Genomic DNA, 17,363 nt, shown 5'->3' with positions numbered 1-17,363 from the left:
TCCGGTTCGACTGAGGCGCCGCCCGCCGCCCGCCGCCCGCGCCCCGCGGCTACGGCGCCGTCGGCAGCCGGGCCGCGAAGTCCGCGACCGCCGCGCGCACGTCGTCCGCCGTCCACTCCAGGCCCGCCGAGCGGACGGTGACCTCCGTGCACGCGAGGCCGGGCCCGGCCTCCTCCCAGGTGCTCGCGAAGAGCAGTACCGAGGTCTCCTCGCCCTGCCGCACCGCCGCCTCGGTCAGCACCTCGGGCCGGTACGGCAGCCAGACCTGGAACTCGTGGGTGTGCGGCACCTCGGGGTGCACGCGTGCCCCCGGCAGGCCGGCCTCGGCGAACCCCTCGCGCAGCGCCTGCGCGACCACGCGCGCGTGGCGCACGTACTCCGGCAGCCGGGGCAGTTCCCGGTCCAGTCCGACGAGTGCCGACAGCGCGGTCGGGAACTGCTGGAAGACCATGCCGCCGTAGCGGTGCCGCCAGGTCCTCGCCTGCTCGACCAGGGTCCTCGGGCCGGCCAGCGCGGCGCCGCCGAAGCCGTCGAGGGACTTGTAGAACGACACGTACACGCTGTCCGCCAGGCCGGCTATCTCGTCCAGGGGGCGGCCGAAGTGGACGGTCGACTCCCACAGACGCGCGCCGTCGAAGTGCACCACCGCGTCACGTTCCCGGGCCGCCGCCACGACCTCGGTCAGCTCCTCCCAGGAGGGCAGCAGGAAACCGGCGTCCCTGAGCGGCAGCTCCAGCATCAGCGCCCCGAAGGGCTCGGGAAAGTCGCGTATCTCTCCGGCCGTGGGCAGCCGGGGCTCGCTGGTCACCCGGACCGGTCGCAGGCCGGCGACCTGGCTGAGCGCGTGCCGTTCGTGCACCTCGGGGTGGGCCAGACCGTGCAGCGCCACCGTGGTGTCGCCGGTGCGGGCCGCCCAGCAGCGCAGGGCGACCTGCTGGGCCATCGTGCCGGTCGGGAAGAACGCCGCGGCCTCCGTGCCGAGCAGCGCGGCGACCCGCTCCTCCAGGGCGGCCACGACCCCGTCGCCGTAGATGTCCGCCTGCTCGTCCAGGTCGTACACCGCCGGGGCGGCCTCCTGCAGCAGCGCCAGCCGTTCGCGGATGGTGCCCCGCCAGCCCGCGCGCGACAGCACCCGCCGCGCCTGCCGCTGGGCGGCCCCGCGCCGCTCGCGCAGCCGCTGCGCCGCCGACCGCTCCCCGCCCTGCTCAGCCGTATCGCTCATGCGGGGGATCATGCCCTGCGCGGCCCCGGCGCGGCAGCCGGATTTCCCGGCGCCCGGGCCGTGGCGAAACCCACAGCCTGTGGACAACCGGCCGCCCCTCACCGGATAGCGTTAACATGACGAGAAATCGTCCGGTACCCAGAGCGGACTGGAACGGGAAGGTCACCGTCGCGTGAGTACAGTCCACCAACCAGACCTCAAGGACCGCCCCGCGCGGCTCACCGTAGGCGTCGTCGGCGCCGGACGCGTGGGCCCCGCCCTGGCCGCGTCCCTCCAACTCGCCGGGCACCGCCCGGTGGCCGTGTCCGGAGTCTCCGACGCCTCCCGCAGGCGCGCCGAGACGATGCTCCCGGACGTGCCCCTGGTGCCGCCCGCCGAGGTCCTCCAGCGGGCCGACCTGGTGCTGCTCACCGTCCCCGACGACGCCCTGCCCGGCCTGGTCGCCGGCCTCGCCGAGACCGGCGCCGTCCGGCCCGGACAACTGCTCGTGCACACCTCCGGACGGTACGGGGCGAAGGTCCTCGACCCCGCCCTGCGCGCGGGCGCGCTGCCGCTGGCGCTGCACCCGGCGATGACCTTCACCGGCACCCCCGTCGACGTCCAGCGGCTGGCGGGCTGCTCCTTCGGGGTCACCGCGCCCGAGGAGCTGCGGCTGGCCGCCGAGGCCCTGGTCATCGAGATGGGCGGCGAGCCCGAGTGGATCGGCGAGGAGAGCCGCCCGCTGTACCACGCGGCCCTCGCCCTCGGCGCCAACCACCTGGTGACCCTGGTCGCCCAGTCCATGGAGCTGCTGCGCACGGCCGGCGTCTCCGCCCCCGACCGGATGCTCGGCCCGCTGCTCGGCGCCGCCCTGGACAACGCGCTGCGCTCCGGCGACGCCGCGCTCACCGGCCCGGTCGCGCGCGGGGACGCCGGAACGGTCGCGGCGCACGTCGCCGAGCTGCGCAGGCACTCCCCGCAGGCCGTCGCCGGCTATCTGGCGATGGCCCGCGCGACCGCCGACCGGGCCCTCGCCCACGGCCTGCTGAAGCCGGAGCTCGCCGAGGACCTGCTCGGGGTGCTGGCCGACGGATCCGGCGGCACCGACGGCACGAACGGGACCGACGGCACCGAGGGGAACGCCTGATGACCACCGCCCTGCTGAGCACCGCCGAGGAACTGCACGCGCGCGTGCGCCGCGGACGCCGTGCCGTCGTGATGACCATGGGAGCGCTGCACGAGGGCCACGCCACGCTGATCCGCGCCGCGCGCCGGATCGCCGGGCCGGAGGGCGAGGTCGTCGTCACCGTCTTCGTCAACCCGCTGCAGTTCGGCGCCGGCGAGGACCTCGACCGCTACCCGCGCACCCTGGACGCCGACCTGAAGCTCGCCGAACAGGCTGGCGCCGACGCCGTGTTCGCGCCCTCCGTGGACGAGGTCTACCCCGGCGGCGAACCCCAGGTGCGCGTCACCGCCGGCCCCATGGGCGGGCGCCTGGAGGGTGCCTCGCGGCCCGGCCACTTCGACGGCATGCTCACCGTCGTCGCCAAGCTGCTGCACCTGACCCGCCCCGACGTCGCCCTGTACGGCCAGAAGGACGCCCAGCAACTGGCCCTGATCCGGCGCATGGTGCGCGATCTGAACTTCGGCGTGGAGATCGTCGGCGTCCCCACCGTGCGCGAGGAGGACGGGCTCGCCCTGTCCAGCCGCAACCGCTACCTCTCGCCCGGCGAACGCCGCACCGCCCTCGCGCTGTCCCGCGCTTTGTTCGCCGGCCGGGACCGGCACGCGGCGCAGGAGGCGCTGCGCGCGCGGGCCCGCGAGGTGCCCTCCACGCACGCGCGTGCGGAGGCGCTGAGCGCCATAGGCGAGTCCCGCGCGGCGGCCGACGCGCACGCGGTCGCCACCGCCGCGCCCGGTGGCCCGGCGGCCGTCCGCGCAGCCGTGCACCAGGTTCTGGACGAGGCCGCGCGTCTCGACCCGCCGCTGAAGCTGGACTACCTCGCCCTGGTCGACCCGTCCGACTTCACCGAGATCGGCGACGGCTTCACCGGTGAGGCCGTTCTCGCCGTGGCCGCCCGCGTCGGCGCCACCCGGCTGATCGACAACCTGCCCCTCACCTTCGGATCCCTCGGAGCCGCCTCGTGACCAGCACAGGCATACGACTGCACGCGCCCGCCCCTGGGTGGAGCATCTCCGCGGACGTGGTCGTCGTCGGCTCCGGGGTGGCCGGCCTGACCGCCGCGCTGCGCTGCGAGGCCGCGGGCCTGACGACCGTCGTCGTCACCAAGGCCCGCCTCGACGACGGCTCCACGCGCTGGGCGCAGGGCGGCATCGCCGCAGCCCTCGGCGAGGGCGACACCCCCGAGCAGCATCTCGAGGACACCCTGGTGGCGGGCGCGGGCCTGTGCGACGAGGAGGCCGTGCGCATCCTCGTCACCGAGGGCCCCGACGCCGTACGGCGGCTGATCTCCACCGGCGCCCACTTCGACACCGACGACGAGGGCGGCATCCAGCTCACCCGCGAGGGCGGCCACCACCGGCGCCGTATCGCGCACGCGGGCGGGGACGCCACCGGCGCGGAGATCTCCCGGGCCCTGGTGGAGGCGGTACGCGCACGCGGACTGCGCACCGTCGAGAACGCGCTCGTGCTCGACCTGCTGACCGACGCCGAGGGCCGTACGGCGGGCGTCACCCTGCACGTGATGGGCGAGGGCCAGCACGACGGCGTGGGCGCGGTGCACGCCCCCGCGGTGGTCCTGGCGACCGGCGGCATGGGCCAGGTGTTCTCCGCGACCACCAACCCCTCGGTGTCGACCGGCGACGGCGTGGCGCTGGCGCTGCGCGCCGGCGCGGAGATCAGCGACCTGGAGTTCGTCCAGTTCCACCCGACCGTGCTGTTCCTCGGCCCGGACGCCGAGGGCCAGCAGCCGCTGGTCTCCGAGGCGGTGCGCGGCGAGGGCGCCCACCTGGTCGACGGGGACGGCGTGCGGTTCATGGTGGGGCAGCACGAGCTGGCCGAGCTTGCGCCCCGCGACATCGTCGCCAAGGGCATCACGCGCCGCATGCTGGAGCAGGGCGCCGAGCACATGTTCCTCGACGCCCGGCACTTCGGCGCCGAGATGTGGGAGCACCGCTTCCCGACCATCCTGGCCGCCTGCCGCGCCAACGGCATCGACCCGGTGACGGAGCCCGTCCCGGTCGCCCCGGCCGCCCACTACGCCTCCGGCGGCGTCCGCACCGACGCCCGGGGCCGGACGACCGTGCCCGGCCTGTACGCGTGCGGCGAGGTCGCCTGCACCGGCGTGCACGGCGCCAACCGCCTCGCCTCCAACTCCCTGCTCGAAGGCCTCGTCTACGCCGAGCGCATCGCCGCCGACATCGCCGGTGCCCAAGGGCGGGGCGGCCTCCCCGCGCGCGAGCCCGCCCGGCTCGCGCACCCCGAGACGCCCGAGCACCCGCTGCTGGCCCCGGAGTCCCGGTTCGCCATCCAGCGGATCATGAGCCGGGGTGCCGGCGTGCTCCGCTCGGCGCGCTCGCTCCAGCAGGCCGCCGACCAGCTCGACGCGCTGCACGGCGAGGCCCGCGACGCCCTGCGGGAGAACGGCAAGACCGCCGAGCCCGGTGTCGACACCTGGGAGGCCACCAACCTCCTGTGCGTGGCCCGCGTCCTGGTCGCCGCCGCCCTGCGCCGCGAGGAGACCCGCGGCTGCCACTGGCGCGAGGACCGCGCCGAGCGCGACGACACCGACTGGCGGCGCCACATCGTCGTACGGCTCGGTCCCGACCGCTCCCTGGCCGTACACACCACGGACACCGCAGACTTCCCCCCTACCCGGCCCCACCAGCGTTCCCAGGAGCAGTGACACACGTGAGCACCGACGACCTTCCCCTCGCCCCGACCGGTGGCTGCGGCGACGGCTGCGCCTGCGGCGCCGAGGGCGACGAGGAGTACCTGGAGTGCGGGCTCGACCCCGCGCTCGCCGAACTGCTGGCCGCCGCCGGACTCGACCCCGTCGAGGTCGAGGACATCGCCAACGTCGCCATCCAGGAGGACCTGGACGGCGGGGTGGACGTGACGACCGAGTCGACCATCCCCGAGGACGCCGTCGCCACCGGTGACTTCACCGCGCGCGAGGCCGGAGTGGTGGCGGGCCTGCGGGTCGCCGAAGCCGTGCTCTCGGTGGTCTGCACCGACGAGTTCGAGGTCGAGCGGCACGTCGAGGACGGCGACCGCGTCGAGGCCGGGCAGCGGCTGCTGTCGGTCACCACGCGCACGCGTGACCTGCTCACCGCCGAGCGCAGCGCCCTGAACCTGCTGTGCCGGCTGTCCGGCATCGCGACCGCCACGCGCGCGTGGGCCGACGTCCTGGAGGGCACCAAGGCCCGCGTGCGCGACACCCGCAAGACCACTCCGGGGCTGCGCTCCCTGGAGAAGTTCGCCGTGCGCTGCGGCGGCGGGGTCAACCACCGCATGTCGCTCTCGGACGCGGCCCTGGTGAAGGACAACCACGTCGTCGCCGCCGGGGGTGTCGCGCCGGCCTTCAAGGCCGTGCGGGAGGCCTTCCCGGAGGTGCCGATCGAGGTCGAGGTCGACACCCTGCACCAGCTCCGCGAGGTCGTGGAGGCGGGCGCCGACCTGGTCCTGCTGGACAACTTCACGCCGGGCGAGTGCGCGGAGGCCGTCGGGATCGCCGGCGGGCGGGCGCTGCTGGAGGCCTCGGGCCGGCTCACCCTCGACACCGCGCGCGCGTACGCCGAGACCGGGGTGGACTTCCTGGCCGTCGGCGCCCTCACCCACTCCTCGCCGATCCTGGACATCGGCCTGGACCTGCGCGAGGCGGAGTAACGCCCATGCTGCTCACGATCGACGTCGGAAACACGCACACCGTGCTCGGCCTGTTCGACGGCGAGGACATCGTCGAGCACTGGCGCATCTCCACGGACGCGCGCCGCACGGCGGACGAGCTGGCGGTCCTGCTGCAGGGCCTGATGGGCATGCACCCGCTGCTCGGCGACGGCCTGGGCGACGGCATCGACGGCATCGCCATCTGCGCGACCGTCCCGTCCGTGCTGCACGAGCTGCGCGAGGTCACCCGCCGCTACTACGGCGACGTGCCGGCGGTGCTGGTCGAGCCGGGTGTGAAGACCGGGGTGCCGATCCAGTTCGACAACCCCAAGGAGGTCGGCGCCGACCGGATCATCAACGCGGTCGCGGCGAACGAGCTGTACGGCGGCCCGGCGATCGTCGTCGACTTCGGTACGGCGACCACCTTCGACGCGGTCTCCGCGCGCGGTGAGTACGTCGGCGGGGTCATCTCGCCCGGCATCGAGATCTCGGTGGAGGCCCTCGGGATCAGGGCCGCGCAGCTGAGGAAGATCGAGGTGGCCCGGCCCCGGAACGTGATCGGCAAGAACACCGTCGAGGCCATGCAGTCGGGCGTCGTGTACGGATTCGCCGGACAGGTCGACGGCGTGGTGAGTCGCATGGCCCGGGAGCTGGCCGACGACCCCGACGAGGTCACGGTGATCGCCACCGGCGGTCTCGCGCCGGTGGTGCTGGGCGAGTCCTCGGTGATCGACGAGCACCAGCCCTGGCTGACCCTGATCGGCCTGCGCCTGGTCTACGAGCGGAACATGTCGCGGCTGTGAGGCGCCCGGCGCCCGGTGGGGCGCCGGTTCCCGCCGTTCACGCGCGCGGGTGACACCGGCCGGGGGAAACCGGACGGCGACACGCGGCGACACAACGCCCCCATCCATCACTTTTGTCCGATTAGCGGTAGCGTCGCCGCATGCCCACGCCATACGGATCCCGCGGCGGCATGGCGTTCGGTGCGCAGGAGCTGCGTGTGCTCCGCCGCGCCCTCGCCCTCGCCCTTCACCCAGGCCGAGCGTCCGCCGAGGACGTCAAGGACTGCTTCCGTCTCGCCGCGTCCCTGGACGAGGCGATGCGCGAGGCGGCCCGGCTGCGCGCCTTCCTCGTGGCCGACCTCGACCGGTACCGCGCCGCCCTGCCGGGCACCGCGGCCGGCTACCTCGCCCTTCTGGAGGAGGTGCTGGGCGCCGGGTACCGCCCCGTGCCCGACGATCTGGCCGCCCTCGGGGCGCTGCGCGGGAACCCGAAGGGCGCCGCCCTGCTGGAGCGCTGCCGGTCGCTCGCGGAGCAGGACGTGCGGGCCCGCTTCGCGCAGGGCGCGCGCAAGGTCCCGGCGCCCGCCGTACCGCCCTCCAGGACGCGCCTGCTGGCGCTCACGGGCGGCGCGGGGGAGGTTGTGGCCCGAGCCGCCGAGGGGCGGGAGAAACCCGCTCAGAAGCCCGCTCCGAAGCCCGGCCAGGCCCCTCCCGGGCGGCCCGCCGAGCGTCCGGCGGGAGAACCCGCCCCGAAGCGCCCCGTCCCCACGCCGGGCGAGGTCTTCCCGCGGCGCAAGCCGCCCACGCCGCCCGCCGACCCGGAGCAGTCGCGGCAGCTCGCCGCCGGCTGAGCCCACGCCGCCCACCCCGCCCCTTTCGTCCCGGCCCGCGTGGCTACCCTGGTGTCATGGACTACGTCGCCGCGCTCGTTCCCCCGGTCGTCATGGCCGTGTTCTTCATCGGTGTGGTCAGGGTGATCGTGAAGACCCAGGGCGGGGCCGCCAAGGCCAAGGAGGACGCGGCCGTCGACGCCGCCCTCGCGCGCGTGGAGGGCGGTCGCGAGACCGCCGCCGGCGACGCCTGAGCCGCCTCACCGACCCGCCCCCGTCAGGGCGTACGACTCCTCGCACCCCGGTGTTTTCCGAGTCGTGCGCCCTTTTTGTTCGCTTTGGCGACCTAAGCGCACGTCCGGCGGGCCTTCGGCGGAATCTCCCACTATTGTTCTGGCTGTGCCTCGCCCATTGGGAGAACTCGAAGACGCGGTCATGACGCGGGTGTGGAAGTGGAACCGCCCGGTGACCGTTCGAGAAGTCCTGGAAGATCTCCAGCAGGAACGGTCCATCGCGTACACCACCGTGATGACCGTTTTGGACAATCTCCATCAGAAGGGCTGGGTGCGCCGCGAGGCGGAAGGGCGGGCCTACCGATATGAGGCCGTCTCCACTCGGGCCGCCTACGCCGCCGCGCTGATGAACGACGCCTGGTCGCAGAGCGACAACCCGGCCGCCGCTCTCGTCGCCTTCTTCGGGATGATGAGCGAGGAACAGCGCCAGGCCCTCAGCGACGCCGTACGCATCGTCCAGGGGCCGGAAACCGTACAAGCGGCGGAACCCGCGCGAGCGCCGGAACCTGCGCCGACGCGGGAAGCCGCGGAACCCGGCGAAGCGCGGGAAGAGCAGAACCCCGGCCAGGCGGAGGACACCTCCGGGCGATAGCGTCCGCCCATGTCCGCAGAACGTCCCGAAGTCCACGCGAAAGCCATCACCGTCCGGCGGGCCCGGACCAGCGATGTGCCGGTCGTGCGTCACCTCCTCGACGCCTACGTCCGCGACCGCATCCTGCTCGACAAAGCCATGGTCACCCTTTACGAGGACATCCAGGAGTTCTGGGTCGCGGAACGCGACGACAACGCCGAGGTGGTCGGCTGCGGCGCCCTGCACGTCATGTGGGAAGACCTGGCCGAAGTCCGCACTCTCGCGGTGAAGCCGGGCCTCAAGGGCGCCGGTGTCGGGCACCAGTTGCTGGAGAAGTTGCTGCAGACCGCCCGCTGGCTCGGCGTTCGCCGGGTTTTCTGTCTGACCTTCGAAGTCGACTTCTTCCAGAAGCACGGCTTCGTGGAGATCGGTGAGACGCCGGTCGACACCGATGTCTACGCGGAGCTGTTGCGTTCCTATGACGAGGGCGTCGCGGAGTTCCTCGGTCTCGAACGAGTGAAACCGAACACCTTGGGCAACAGCCGGATGCTTCTGCATCTGTGATCGCCATTGCCTCGGTGCCCTATGTCCGAAACGCGCATGTTTCCGGACCATGGCGGGCCCCCGGGTCTCTCCCAGGGGTTTGTGTTTTTCCGGCAAAAGCGGTTTGCTTTCCGACGTACTGCAGTACTGCATATAACAGGGGCGGCGAAACGGCGGGCGCCGTACACACCCTGGCCCTCAACGTTATCGATGAAAGGAAATCCGGTGGCACAGAAGGTTCAGGTCCTTCTTGTCGACGACCTCGACGGCGGCGAGGCGGACGAGACGGTTACGTTCGCACTGGACGGCAAGACGTACGAGATCGATCTCACGACCACCAATGCGGACAAGCTGCGTGGCCTTCTCGACCCCTATGTGAAGGGCGGTCGTCGTACCGGAGGCCGTGCCGCGGGCGGACGTGGAAAGGCGCGCGTCGCTTCCGGTGGCAACCAGGACACGGCGGCCATCCGCGCCTGGGCGAAGGAGAACGGTTACGAGGTCAACGACCGCGGCCGTGTTCCGGCGTCCATTCGCGAGGCCTACGAGAAGGCCAACGGCTGATTTCCCCGGCAGGCGGGCGGCCGGGCGTTCGCACGCCGCAGCCGGACGCGGTGACAGTGCGTCGCCAGCGTGTCCACCAGTCGTACGAGATCGGGGGCGCCTGTCGGGCCTCCCACGGCCGGCAACGCCGGCAGCGAGGCCTCGGCCTCACCCCCCGGCCCGGGGGGCCGCAGCCATACGGCGGCCCCCTGCACGGGAACCGGGCCGTGCCCGGCGGCGCGGCTCCGCTCCGGCGGCAGCGCCCCTGAGCGGGCCTCTCCGGGCCGCGCGGGCGCCTCCATGAGGCCGCCCGTGCCCAGTGCCCGGAGATCCAGCGCGAGCCCGCGCCACTCCAGCCACTCCAGCACCCCCGGCAGCTCCTCCGCGCTGCCCGCGGCCACCAGCAGCCGCATCCGTTCGCCCCACAGGGCCACCGGGGAACCCGGCCCGAGGTGGCGGAGCGCGTGAGCGCCCGCCTCGGCCGGCACGTCCAGGACGTCGAAGCGGACCCCCGTGACCAGCATCGGCGGCCGGCCGGGCACGGTCGGCCAGCCCAGCTCGTTCTCGTACCAGTGCCGGACCCCGTCCTCCGGGCCGTCCGGCACCCCGCCCGCCCGCGGACCGGGCGGCACCGGATCGAGCGGACGACGGGGAAGGGGGACCGATGAGATCGCGGGGACCGAGCCAGCCATGCAGGGTGCAACCGCCGAACCGGGCCCGTGGTTACGCTGGGCGCTCCGTCCGTCGCGCAGGGTGCGGGAAAAGAAGGCGCGCGAGGCCACGGGCAGCCGCAAGCTTGTTCGCCCATAGCGGAGGGAACCGGTGGGCGCGGCATGGAGTGTCAGTCCCAGCGGGTAAGACATGCCTAGTGGGAGGGGGCGACACGCAGGACGGGCGGCCTCACGTTCGCCATCGGCGTACTGGCGACTGGGGTAACTGCCTGGCCTGCGGGAACATCGTCTCGCACCATCGGGTTGGGACAGATGTCGGCGTTCGGGGTCAGGAGGCCATCGACGGTGTCGGCAGTTGGAATGAGCGGTCCCCGCTTGCGGGACTAAGCTGCGGAAGGACAGGGAGGGGAAGTTCCCCCCACTGCCTGACCGCTCTGAGGAGCGATTAACGATGTTCGAGAGGTTCACCGACCGCGCGCGGCGGGTTGTCGTCCTGGCTCAGGAAGAAGCCCGGATGCTCAACCACAACTACATCGGCACCGAGCACATCCTCCTGGGTCTCATCCACGAGGGCGAAGGTGTCGCCGCTAAGGCCCTGGAGAGCCTCGGCATTTCGCTTGAGGCGGTCCGCCAGCAGGTGGAGGAGATCATCGGCCAGGGCCAGCAGGCCCCGTCCGGCCACATCCCCTTCACTCCCCGTGCCAAGAAGGTCCTGGAGCTCTCGCTCCGCGAGGCCCTTCAGCTGGGCCACAACTACATCGGCACGGAGCACATCCTGCTCGGCCTGATCCGTGAGGGCGAGGGCGTCGCCGCCCAGGTCCTGGTCAAGCTGGGCGCAGACCTCAACCGGGTGCGGCAGCAGGTGATCCAGCTGCTCTCCGGTTACCAGGGCAAGGAGACCGCCACCGCCGGCGGACCTGCCGAGGGCACCCCCTCGACGTCCCTGGTCCTCGACCAGTTCGGCCGGAACCTCACCCAGGCCGCTCGTGAGTCCAAGCTCGACCCGGTCATCGGGCGCGAGAAGGAGATCGAGCGGGTCATGCAGGTGCTGTCCCGCCGTACCAAGAACAACCCGGTGCTGATCGGTGAGCCCGGCGTCGGCAAGACCGCCGTCGTCGAGGGCCTCGCCCAGGCCATCGTCAAGGGCGAGGTGCCCGAGACCCTCAAGGACAAGCACCTCTACACCCTGGACCTCGGCGCGCTGGTCGCCGGCTCCCGCTACCGCGGTGACTTCGAGGAGCGCCTGAAGAAGGTGCTCAAGGAGATCCGCACCCGCGGCGACATCATCCTGTTCATCGACGAGCTGCACACGCTGGTCGGGGCGGGTGCCGCCGAGGGCGCCATCGACGCGGCCTCCATCCTGAAGCCGATGCTGGCCCGCGGTGAGCTGCAGACCATCGGTGCCACCACCCTGGACGAGTACCGCAAGCACCTGGAGAAGGACGCGGCCCTCGAGCGCCGCTTCCAGCCCATCCAGGTCGCCGAGCCGTCCCTGCCGCACACGATCGAGATCCTCAAGGGTCTGCGTGACCGGTACGAGGCCCACCACCGTGTCTCCATCACGGACGAGGCGCTGGTGCAGGCGGCCACCCTGGCCGACCGCTACATCTCGGACCGCTTCCTGCCGGACAAGGCGATCGACCTGATCGACGAGGCCGGCTCCCGGATGCGCATCCGCCGGATGACCGCGCCGCCGGACCTCCGCGAGTTCGACGAGAAGATCGCCGGTGTCCGCCGGGACAAGGAGTCCGCGATCGACTCGCAGGACTTCGAGAAGGCCGCCTCCCTGCGCGACAAGGAGAAGCAGCTCCTGGCCGCCAAGGCCAAGCGGGAGAAGGAGTGGAAGGCCGGCGACATGGACGTCGTCGCCGAGGTCGACGGCGAGCTGATCGCCGAGGTCCTCGCGACCGCCACCGGCATCCCGGTCTTCAAGCTGACCGAGGAGGAGTCCTCGCGTCTGCTGCGCATGGAGGACGAGCTCCACAAGCGGGTCATCGGCCAGGTCGACGCCGTCAAGGCGCTGTCGAAGGCGATCCGCCGTACGCGTGCCGGTCTGAAGGACCCGAAGCGCCCCGGTGGTTCGTTCATCTTCGCCGGCCCGTCCGGTGTCGGTAAGACCGAACTGTCCAAGGCCCTCGCGGAGTTCCTCTTCGGTGACGAGGACGCGCTGATCTCCCTCGACATGTCGGAGTTCAGCGAGAAGCACACGGTGTCGCGTCTGTTCGGCTCGCCCCCCGGCTACGTGGGCTACGAAGAGGGCGGCCAGCTGACCGAGAAGGTCCGCCGCAAGCCGTTCTCCGTCGTCCTGTTCGACGAGGTCGAGAAGGCCCACCCGGACATCTTCAACTCGCTGCTGCAGATCCTGGAGGACGGTCGCCTGACCGACTCCCAGGGCCGGGTCGTGGACTTCAAGAACACGGTCATCATCATGACGACCAACCTCGGCACCCGGGACATCTCCAAGGGCTTCAACCTGGGCTTCGCGGCCCAGGGCGACACGAAGTCCAACTACGAGCGCATGAAGAACAAGGTGTCGGACGAGCTCAAGCAGCACTTCCGCCCCGAGTTCCTCAACCGCGTCGACGACGTGGTCGTCTTCCCGCAGCTGACGCAGGAGGACATCCTGCGGATCGTCGACCTGATGATCAGCAAGGTGGACGAGCGCCTGAAGGACCGGGACATGGGCATCGAGCTGTCCCAGACCGCCAAGGAGCTGCTGTCCAAGAAGGGTTACGACCCGGTGCTGGGTGCCCGGCCGCTGCGCCGCACGATCCAGCGCGAGATCGAGGACACGCTCTCGGAGAAGATCCTCTTCGGCGAGCTGCGCCCCGGTCACATCGTGGTCGTGGACACCGAGGGCGAGGGCGAGTCCCAGACCTTCACCTTCCGCGGCGAGGAGAAGTCGGCGCTGCCCGACGTCCCGCCGATCGAGCAGGCGGCCGGCGGTGCCGGTCCGAACCTGAGCAAGGACGCGTAACCCTCCGGGGGTACGACGGACGAGAAAAGGGGCTGCCCCGGGACCACGGTCCCGGGGCAGCCCCTTTTCTCCGTCGTCAGGACAGCTGGCCGTCGTAGTCCGGCAGCTTGTACGTCTTCTCGGCGTGGCCGCCGGAGAGGTCCGTGGCGCTGTTGCCGACGTTCGCGATGATCGTGTAGCCCCGCTTCTCGATGTCGGCGCGCTGGGCGGTCTTGTAGGCGGCGACGTCCTTGAAGAGGTCGAGGAAGCCGCGGACGCGGAGGCCGGAGACCTCGTAGCCGTCGTGCTCGAGGTTCCACTCGGTGGGCGCCTCGATGATGCCCGGGCGAGCGGTGACGAAGAAGAGCGAGACGCCGTGCTCCTGGGCGTACTCGGCGACGTTCAGCACCGGCTTGTTGGCGGGCTGCGGGAAGCTGAACCCGAAGTCGGTCTCCAGCGTCGTGTTGTCGATGTCGAAGACGATCGCCTGCTTCTCTCCCGGCCGGGCCGCGGCGATACGGTCCTTCAGGTAGGGAAGGGCCTGGTCCATCACGGCCTGGCAGTCCTGCTGCCAGGTGGCGTAGTCGACCTTCGCGGAGGAACCGCTCGTGGTCGCCGTCGCCGCCTGCGCGGGGGCGGCCAGCGCGGTGAGCGCGGCCACGGAGACGGCGGTGACGGATATACGGCGCGCCCAGGGGCGTCTGGTCATCGGTGGGGGTCCTCTCACGTCCGTACTGAGGGGTCAGAACGGTTGACTGTCAGGGGCATGATCAGTGCTGAGGATGGCGCGAGAGGAACCGTAGGGTTACTGAACGGTAGTCGTACAGGGGTCTGCGTCACATTTCGCGGTCCGGCCGGGGCCGGCTGACGGAGTGTCAGGTTCCGGATCCCTCCCCGGATCGCCAACCTCCGTACCGGGTGGGCGAGTAGCGCGCGTCACATTCAGGCACCCCCACGGCCCCCTGGGCGGTGACAAGCCGCACAGGGGAAATGTCCATTACTACCCGGCTTAGTGATATTTCCTATCGGGTCAAAACGGGGCATTACCGGCACTGTGTGACGAAGAAACCGCACGTCAGAGGTGGTGGTGTCCGAAGAGTCGCGTCTGTCAAGAAGTGGGAGTATTTGTAGTTGTCTACTACGTCCTGCCGTAGAAGCAGGGCTTTGTGGCGGACTGAGGTGGTGGGTTACCAATGAATGGCCAGCGCGGCGAACGCCTGTACGTCGCACGGCCCCCCCGTTCCCTAGTCCACGAGGTTTCGATGTTCCAGCGCTTCACGTCCCGTTCTTCGCGTACGTCCTCGCTCCGCACCCGCGTGGCCGTCCTGGCTGCCGGCATCGGCGCCACGGCCGTGGTGGGAACCGGGGTCGCGAGCGCGGCCACCCCGTCGGCCGCCTCCTGGGTCGACCCGGTGAAGAAGTACACGCTGTCCGCCAGCTTCATGCAGGACGGCAGCCACTGGGCGCACAAGCACAGCGGTCAGGACTTCGCCGTCCCGACCGGCACCGAGGTTCTCGCCGCGCACGGCGGCACCGTCGTCAAGGCCGGCCCCAACGGCGCCGGTGACGGCCCCGCCTACGGCAACGCCGTCGTCATCAAGCACGGCAACGGCACGTACTCGCAGTACGCGCACCTGTCCCGGATCGACGTCAAGGCCGGCCAGGTCGTCAAGACCGGTCAGCACATAGCCCTTTCGGGCAGCACCGGTAACTCCACCGGCCCGCACCTGCACTTCGAGATCCGGACCACCCCGAACTACGGTTCCGCGGTCAACCCGGTGGTCTTCCTCAAGGCCCACGGCCTGAAGGTCTGACCTACCGTTCCCCGTGGGCGCCTTGATGCGCCTGCGTGACGAGATCCACGGCGACTTCGAGAACGGCCGCGCGCTTCTTCTCGAAGTCGCCTTCCAGGTCCTGCATCACGAACATCCCCGCGTGCAGCGTGAACAGCGCGCTCACGCAGCGGACCTGGTCGACGAGTTGGGCCTCGGGGTCGATGATGATGTCCCTGAGGCCGCGCATCCGGTCCTTGAAGGACTCGCCGATGCGCAGTTCCCGGACCGTGGCCTGGTTCTCCTGCATGAACCGGAAGAGCGGTTCCGCGCCGGCCAGAGCCTGGCTGTAACGCCGCACGATCTCCTGCTTGGTCTCCAGCGTGTGCGGCTGGCTGCGACCCCACTCGATCAGGTCCTCGATCGGCTGCGTCAGATCCTCGAAGAGGCTGACGATGATCTCTTCCTTGGTCTTGAAGTGGTAGTACAGGGCCGCCTTCGTGACGTCGAGACGCTCGGCGATCTCGCGCAGGGAGGTCTTCTCGTAGCCGTGCTCGGCGAAGAGTTCGAGCGCCACGTCCTGGATGCGCTGGCGGGTGTTGCCGCGGCGCTGCTGCTTGGTGCCGTCCATGGTGACGCCCATCCTCGTACTCCTCGCGCTCCCGCGAAACTTACTTGACGACCGGCTAGTGGCGGGTCTACCTTCCCTCAGTGTAGTGAACTAGCCGGGCGGCAAGTAAGGGGCCGTCGGGGGGAGTGGGAGAGATGGCGGACACACAAGCGGTCGCGGCGGACCGGAAACAGCCCGGGCAACCGGAGGAGTCGCAGGAGAAGCAGCCCAGGAGCGTCCGGGTGGTGCTCCTCGCGCTCATGATCGCGATGATGCTGGCGATGCTGGACAACATGATCGTGGGTACCGCGATGCCGACGATCGTCGGTGAGCTCGGCGGCCTGGAGCACCTGTCCTGGGTGGTGACCGGCTACACCCTGGCGACCGCCGCGGCGACCCCGATCTGGGGCAAGCTCGGTGACATGTTCGGCCGCAAGGCCACCTTCCTCAGCTCCATCGTGATCTTCCTGATCGGCTCCGCGCTCAGCGGCATGGCCCAGGACATGGGTCAGCTGATCGGCTTCCGCGCCGTGCAGGGCCTCGGCGCCGGCGGTCTGATGGTCGGCGTCATGGCGATCATCGGCGACCTGATCCCGCCGCGGGAGCGCGGCAAGTACCAGGGCATGATGGCCGGCGTCATGGCGCTGGCGATGATCGGCGGCCCGCTGGTCGGTGGCACCATCACCGACAACTGGGGCTGGCGCTGGTCCTTCTACATCAACCTGCCGCTCGGCGCCGTCGCGCTCGCGCTCGTCAGCGCCGTGCTGCACCTGCCGAAGAAGCGGTCCAAGGCGGGTATCGACTACCTCGGCGTCGTCCTGCTGACCGTCGGCATCACCTCCATCGTGCTCGTCACCACCTGGGGCGGCACCGAGTACGCCTGGACCTCCGCGCGGATCATGGAGCTGATCGGCATCGGCGTGGCCGCGCTGGTCGGGTTCGTGTTCTGGCAGACCAAGGCCGCCGAGCCGGTGCTGCCGCTGCACATCTTCCGCAGCGGCAACTTCACCCTGATGTCGGTCATCGGCTTCATCACCGGCTTCGTGATGTTCGGCGCGACCCTCTTCCTGCCGCTGTACCAGCAGGCGGTCCAGGGCGCCTCCGCGACCAACTCGGGTCTGCTGCTCCTGCCGATGCTCGGCTCGATGCTGGTGACCTCGATGGTGGCCGGCCGGGTCACCACCAACAGCGGCCGCTACAAGGTGTTCCCGATCGCCGGCGGCGTGCTGATGATCGTCGGGCTCTACCTGCTGTCGCTGATGGACACCGGCACCACGCGGCTGACCTCCGGCATCTACATGGCCGTGCTCGGCGCGGGCATGGGCTGCCTGATGCAGATCACCATGCTGGTGGCGCAGAACAGCGTGGAGATGAAGGACATGGGTGTGGCGTCCTCCTCCACCACCCTGTTCCGTACGCTCGGCTCCTCCTTCGGTGTGGCCGTCATGGGCGCGCTGTTCAACCACAAGGTCCAGGACGTCATGTCGGACAAGGCCGGCGCGCTGGGCTCCAAGGTCACCGAGAAGTCGGCGCAGCTCGACGCGGCGAGCCTGGCGAAGCTGCCGGTGCAGGCGCGGGAGGCGTACCAGCACGCGGTGTCCGCCGGCACGCACTCGGCGTTCCTGCTGGGCGCGGTGATCGCGGTCCTGGTGCTGATCGCGGCGCTGTTCGTGAAGGAGGTGCCGCTCAAGGGCGGCCCCCAGAAGCCCGAGGTGACCGAGGCCCTCTGAGCCCCTCCCGGTCCG

The 17,363-nt window shown here is 71.0% G+C and carries 17 protein-coding genes; 13 read left to right on the top strand and 4 right to left on the bottom strand.

From position 1 onward, the window contains the following. Positions 1-49 precede the first annotated feature (49 nt). Complete coding sequence (locus tag AB0924_RS00195) at positions 50-1,222, bottom strand: beta-eliminating lyase-related protein (RefSeq protein ID WP_366910286.1); 1,173 nt, start codon at positions 1,220-1,222, stop codon at positions 50-52. Between the two features lie 172 nt (positions 1,223-1,394). Between AB0924_RS00195 and AB0924_RS00190 the strand changes: the two genes are divergently transcribed. The 10 genes from AB0924_RS00190 to AB0924_RS00145 all read left to right on the top strand — a co-directional run bounded on the left by AB0924_RS00190 (position 1,395) and on the right by AB0924_RS00145 (position 9,630). Next, a complete protein-coding gene (locus tag AB0924_RS00190) occupies positions 1,395-2,348 on the top strand; it encodes a DUF2520 domain-containing protein (RefSeq protein ID WP_358937583.1) in 954 nt (317 codons plus the stop codon). Beyond that, positions 2,348-3,349 (top strand): pantoate--beta-alanine ligase, encoded by a 1,002-nt coding sequence (gene panC / locus AB0924_RS00185; RefSeq protein WP_358937585.1) that lies wholly within the window; start codon positions 2,348-2,350, stop codon positions 3,347-3,349. The genes AB0924_RS00190 and panC overlap by 1 nt, the downstream gene beginning before the upstream one ends. Further along, positions 3,346-5,067, top strand: a complete 1,722-nt coding sequence (locus tag AB0924_RS00180; RefSeq protein ID WP_366910284.1) for an L-aspartate oxidase — start codon at positions 3,346-3,348, stop codon at positions 5,065-5,067. Before panC ends, AB0924_RS00180 begins: the two co-directional genes overlap by 4 nt. A 5-nt stretch (positions 5,068-5,072) precedes the next feature. Further along, on the top strand, positions 5,073-6,050 hold the full coding sequence (gene nadC, locus AB0924_RS00175) for a carboxylating nicotinate-nucleotide diphosphorylase (protein ID WP_358937589.1): 978 nt from the start codon (positions 5,073-5,075) through the stop codon (positions 6,048-6,050). Between the two features lie 5 nt (positions 6,051-6,055). After that, on the top strand, positions 6,056-6,853 hold the full coding sequence (locus tag AB0924_RS00170; RefSeq protein WP_358937591.1) for a type III pantothenate kinase: 798 nt from the start codon (positions 6,056-6,058) through the stop codon (positions 6,851-6,853). Between the two features lie 170 nt (positions 6,854-7,023). Then, entirely contained in the window at positions 7,024-7,683 is a 660-nt protein-coding gene (locus AB0924_RS00165; RefSeq protein ID WP_366910479.1) for a hypothetical protein, read from the top strand. A 56-nt stretch (positions 7,684-7,739) separates the two neighbouring features. Next, positions 7,740-7,916, top strand: coding sequence for a hypothetical protein (locus AB0924_RS00160; protein WP_358937594.1), 177 nt, complete (start codon positions 7,740-7,742; stop codon positions 7,914-7,916). A 145-nt stretch (positions 7,917-8,061) separates the two neighbouring features. Beyond that, positions 8,062-8,547, top strand: a complete 486-nt coding sequence (locus tag AB0924_RS00155; protein ID WP_366910282.1) for a BlaI/MecI/CopY family transcriptional regulator — start codon at positions 8,062-8,064, stop codon at positions 8,545-8,547. Positions 8,548-8,556: 9 nt separating this feature from the next. Beyond that, entirely contained in the window at positions 8,557-9,090 is a 534-nt protein-coding gene (locus tag AB0924_RS00150) for an amino-acid N-acetyltransferase (protein WP_358937598.1), read from the top strand. Between the two features lie 204 nt (positions 9,091-9,294). After that, the gene (locus tag AB0924_RS00145; protein ID WP_358937600.1) at positions 9,295-9,630 is read left to right on the top strand and encodes an Lsr2 family protein; all 336 of its coding nucleotides are present in this window, start codon (positions 9,295-9,297) and stop codon (positions 9,628-9,630) included. On the opposite strand, the gene AB0924_RS00140 is transcribed toward AB0924_RS00145, so the two are convergent. After that, positions 9,609-10,301 carry an SCO3374 family protein gene (locus AB0924_RS00140; RefSeq protein ID WP_366910281.1) on the bottom strand — a complete coding sequence of 231 codons (693 nt, stop codon included), beginning with the start codon at positions 10,299-10,301 and terminating at the stop codon, positions 9,609-9,611. The two genes, AB0924_RS00145 and AB0924_RS00140, sit on opposite strands and share 22 nt — an antisense overlap. A 430-nt stretch (positions 10,302-10,731) precedes the next feature. On the opposite strand from AB0924_RS00140, the gene AB0924_RS00135 reads away from it, so the two are divergent. Further along, complete coding sequence (locus AB0924_RS00135) at positions 10,732-13,257, top strand: ATP-dependent Clp protease ATP-binding subunit (protein ID WP_351667254.1); 2,526 nt, start codon at positions 10,732-10,734, stop codon at positions 13,255-13,257. A gap of 76 nt (positions 13,258-13,333) precedes the next feature. Here AB0924_RS00135 and AB0924_RS00130 read toward each other — a convergent pair whose 3' ends face one another. After that, positions 13,334-13,945, bottom strand: a complete 612-nt coding sequence (locus AB0924_RS00130) for an HAD family acid phosphatase (protein ID WP_366910280.1) — start codon at positions 13,943-13,945, stop codon at positions 13,334-13,336. 553 nt (positions 13,946-14,498) lie between these two features. Here AB0924_RS00130 and AB0924_RS00125 point away from each other — a divergent pair. Then, entirely contained in the window at positions 14,499-15,050 is a 552-nt protein-coding gene (locus tag AB0924_RS00125) for a M23 family metallopeptidase (protein ID WP_358937608.1), read from the top strand. A gap of 1 nt (position 15,051) precedes the next feature. Here the strand turns inward: AB0924_RS00125 and AB0924_RS00120 are convergent, their stop codons facing one another. After that, positions 15,052-15,651 (bottom strand): TetR/AcrR family transcriptional regulator, encoded by a 600-nt coding sequence (locus tag AB0924_RS00120; protein WP_358937610.1) that lies wholly within the window; start codon positions 15,649-15,651, stop codon positions 15,052-15,054. A 122-nt stretch (positions 15,652-15,773) separates the two neighbouring features. Here AB0924_RS00120 and AB0924_RS00115 point away from each other — a divergent pair, with 122 nt between their 5' ends. Continuing rightward, complete coding sequence (locus AB0924_RS00115; RefSeq protein WP_358937612.1) at positions 15,774-17,348, top strand: MDR family MFS transporter; 1,575 nt, start codon at positions 15,774-15,776, stop codon at positions 17,346-17,348. Positions 17,349-17,363: the final 15 nt, after the last annotated feature.

The organism is Streptomyces sp. NPDC047869, from assembly GCF_040704065.1.
GTDB lineage: Bacteria > Actinomycetota > Actinomycetes > Streptomycetales > Streptomycetaceae > Streptomyces.
This window is presented reverse-complemented; position numbering and strand designations above follow the sequence as displayed.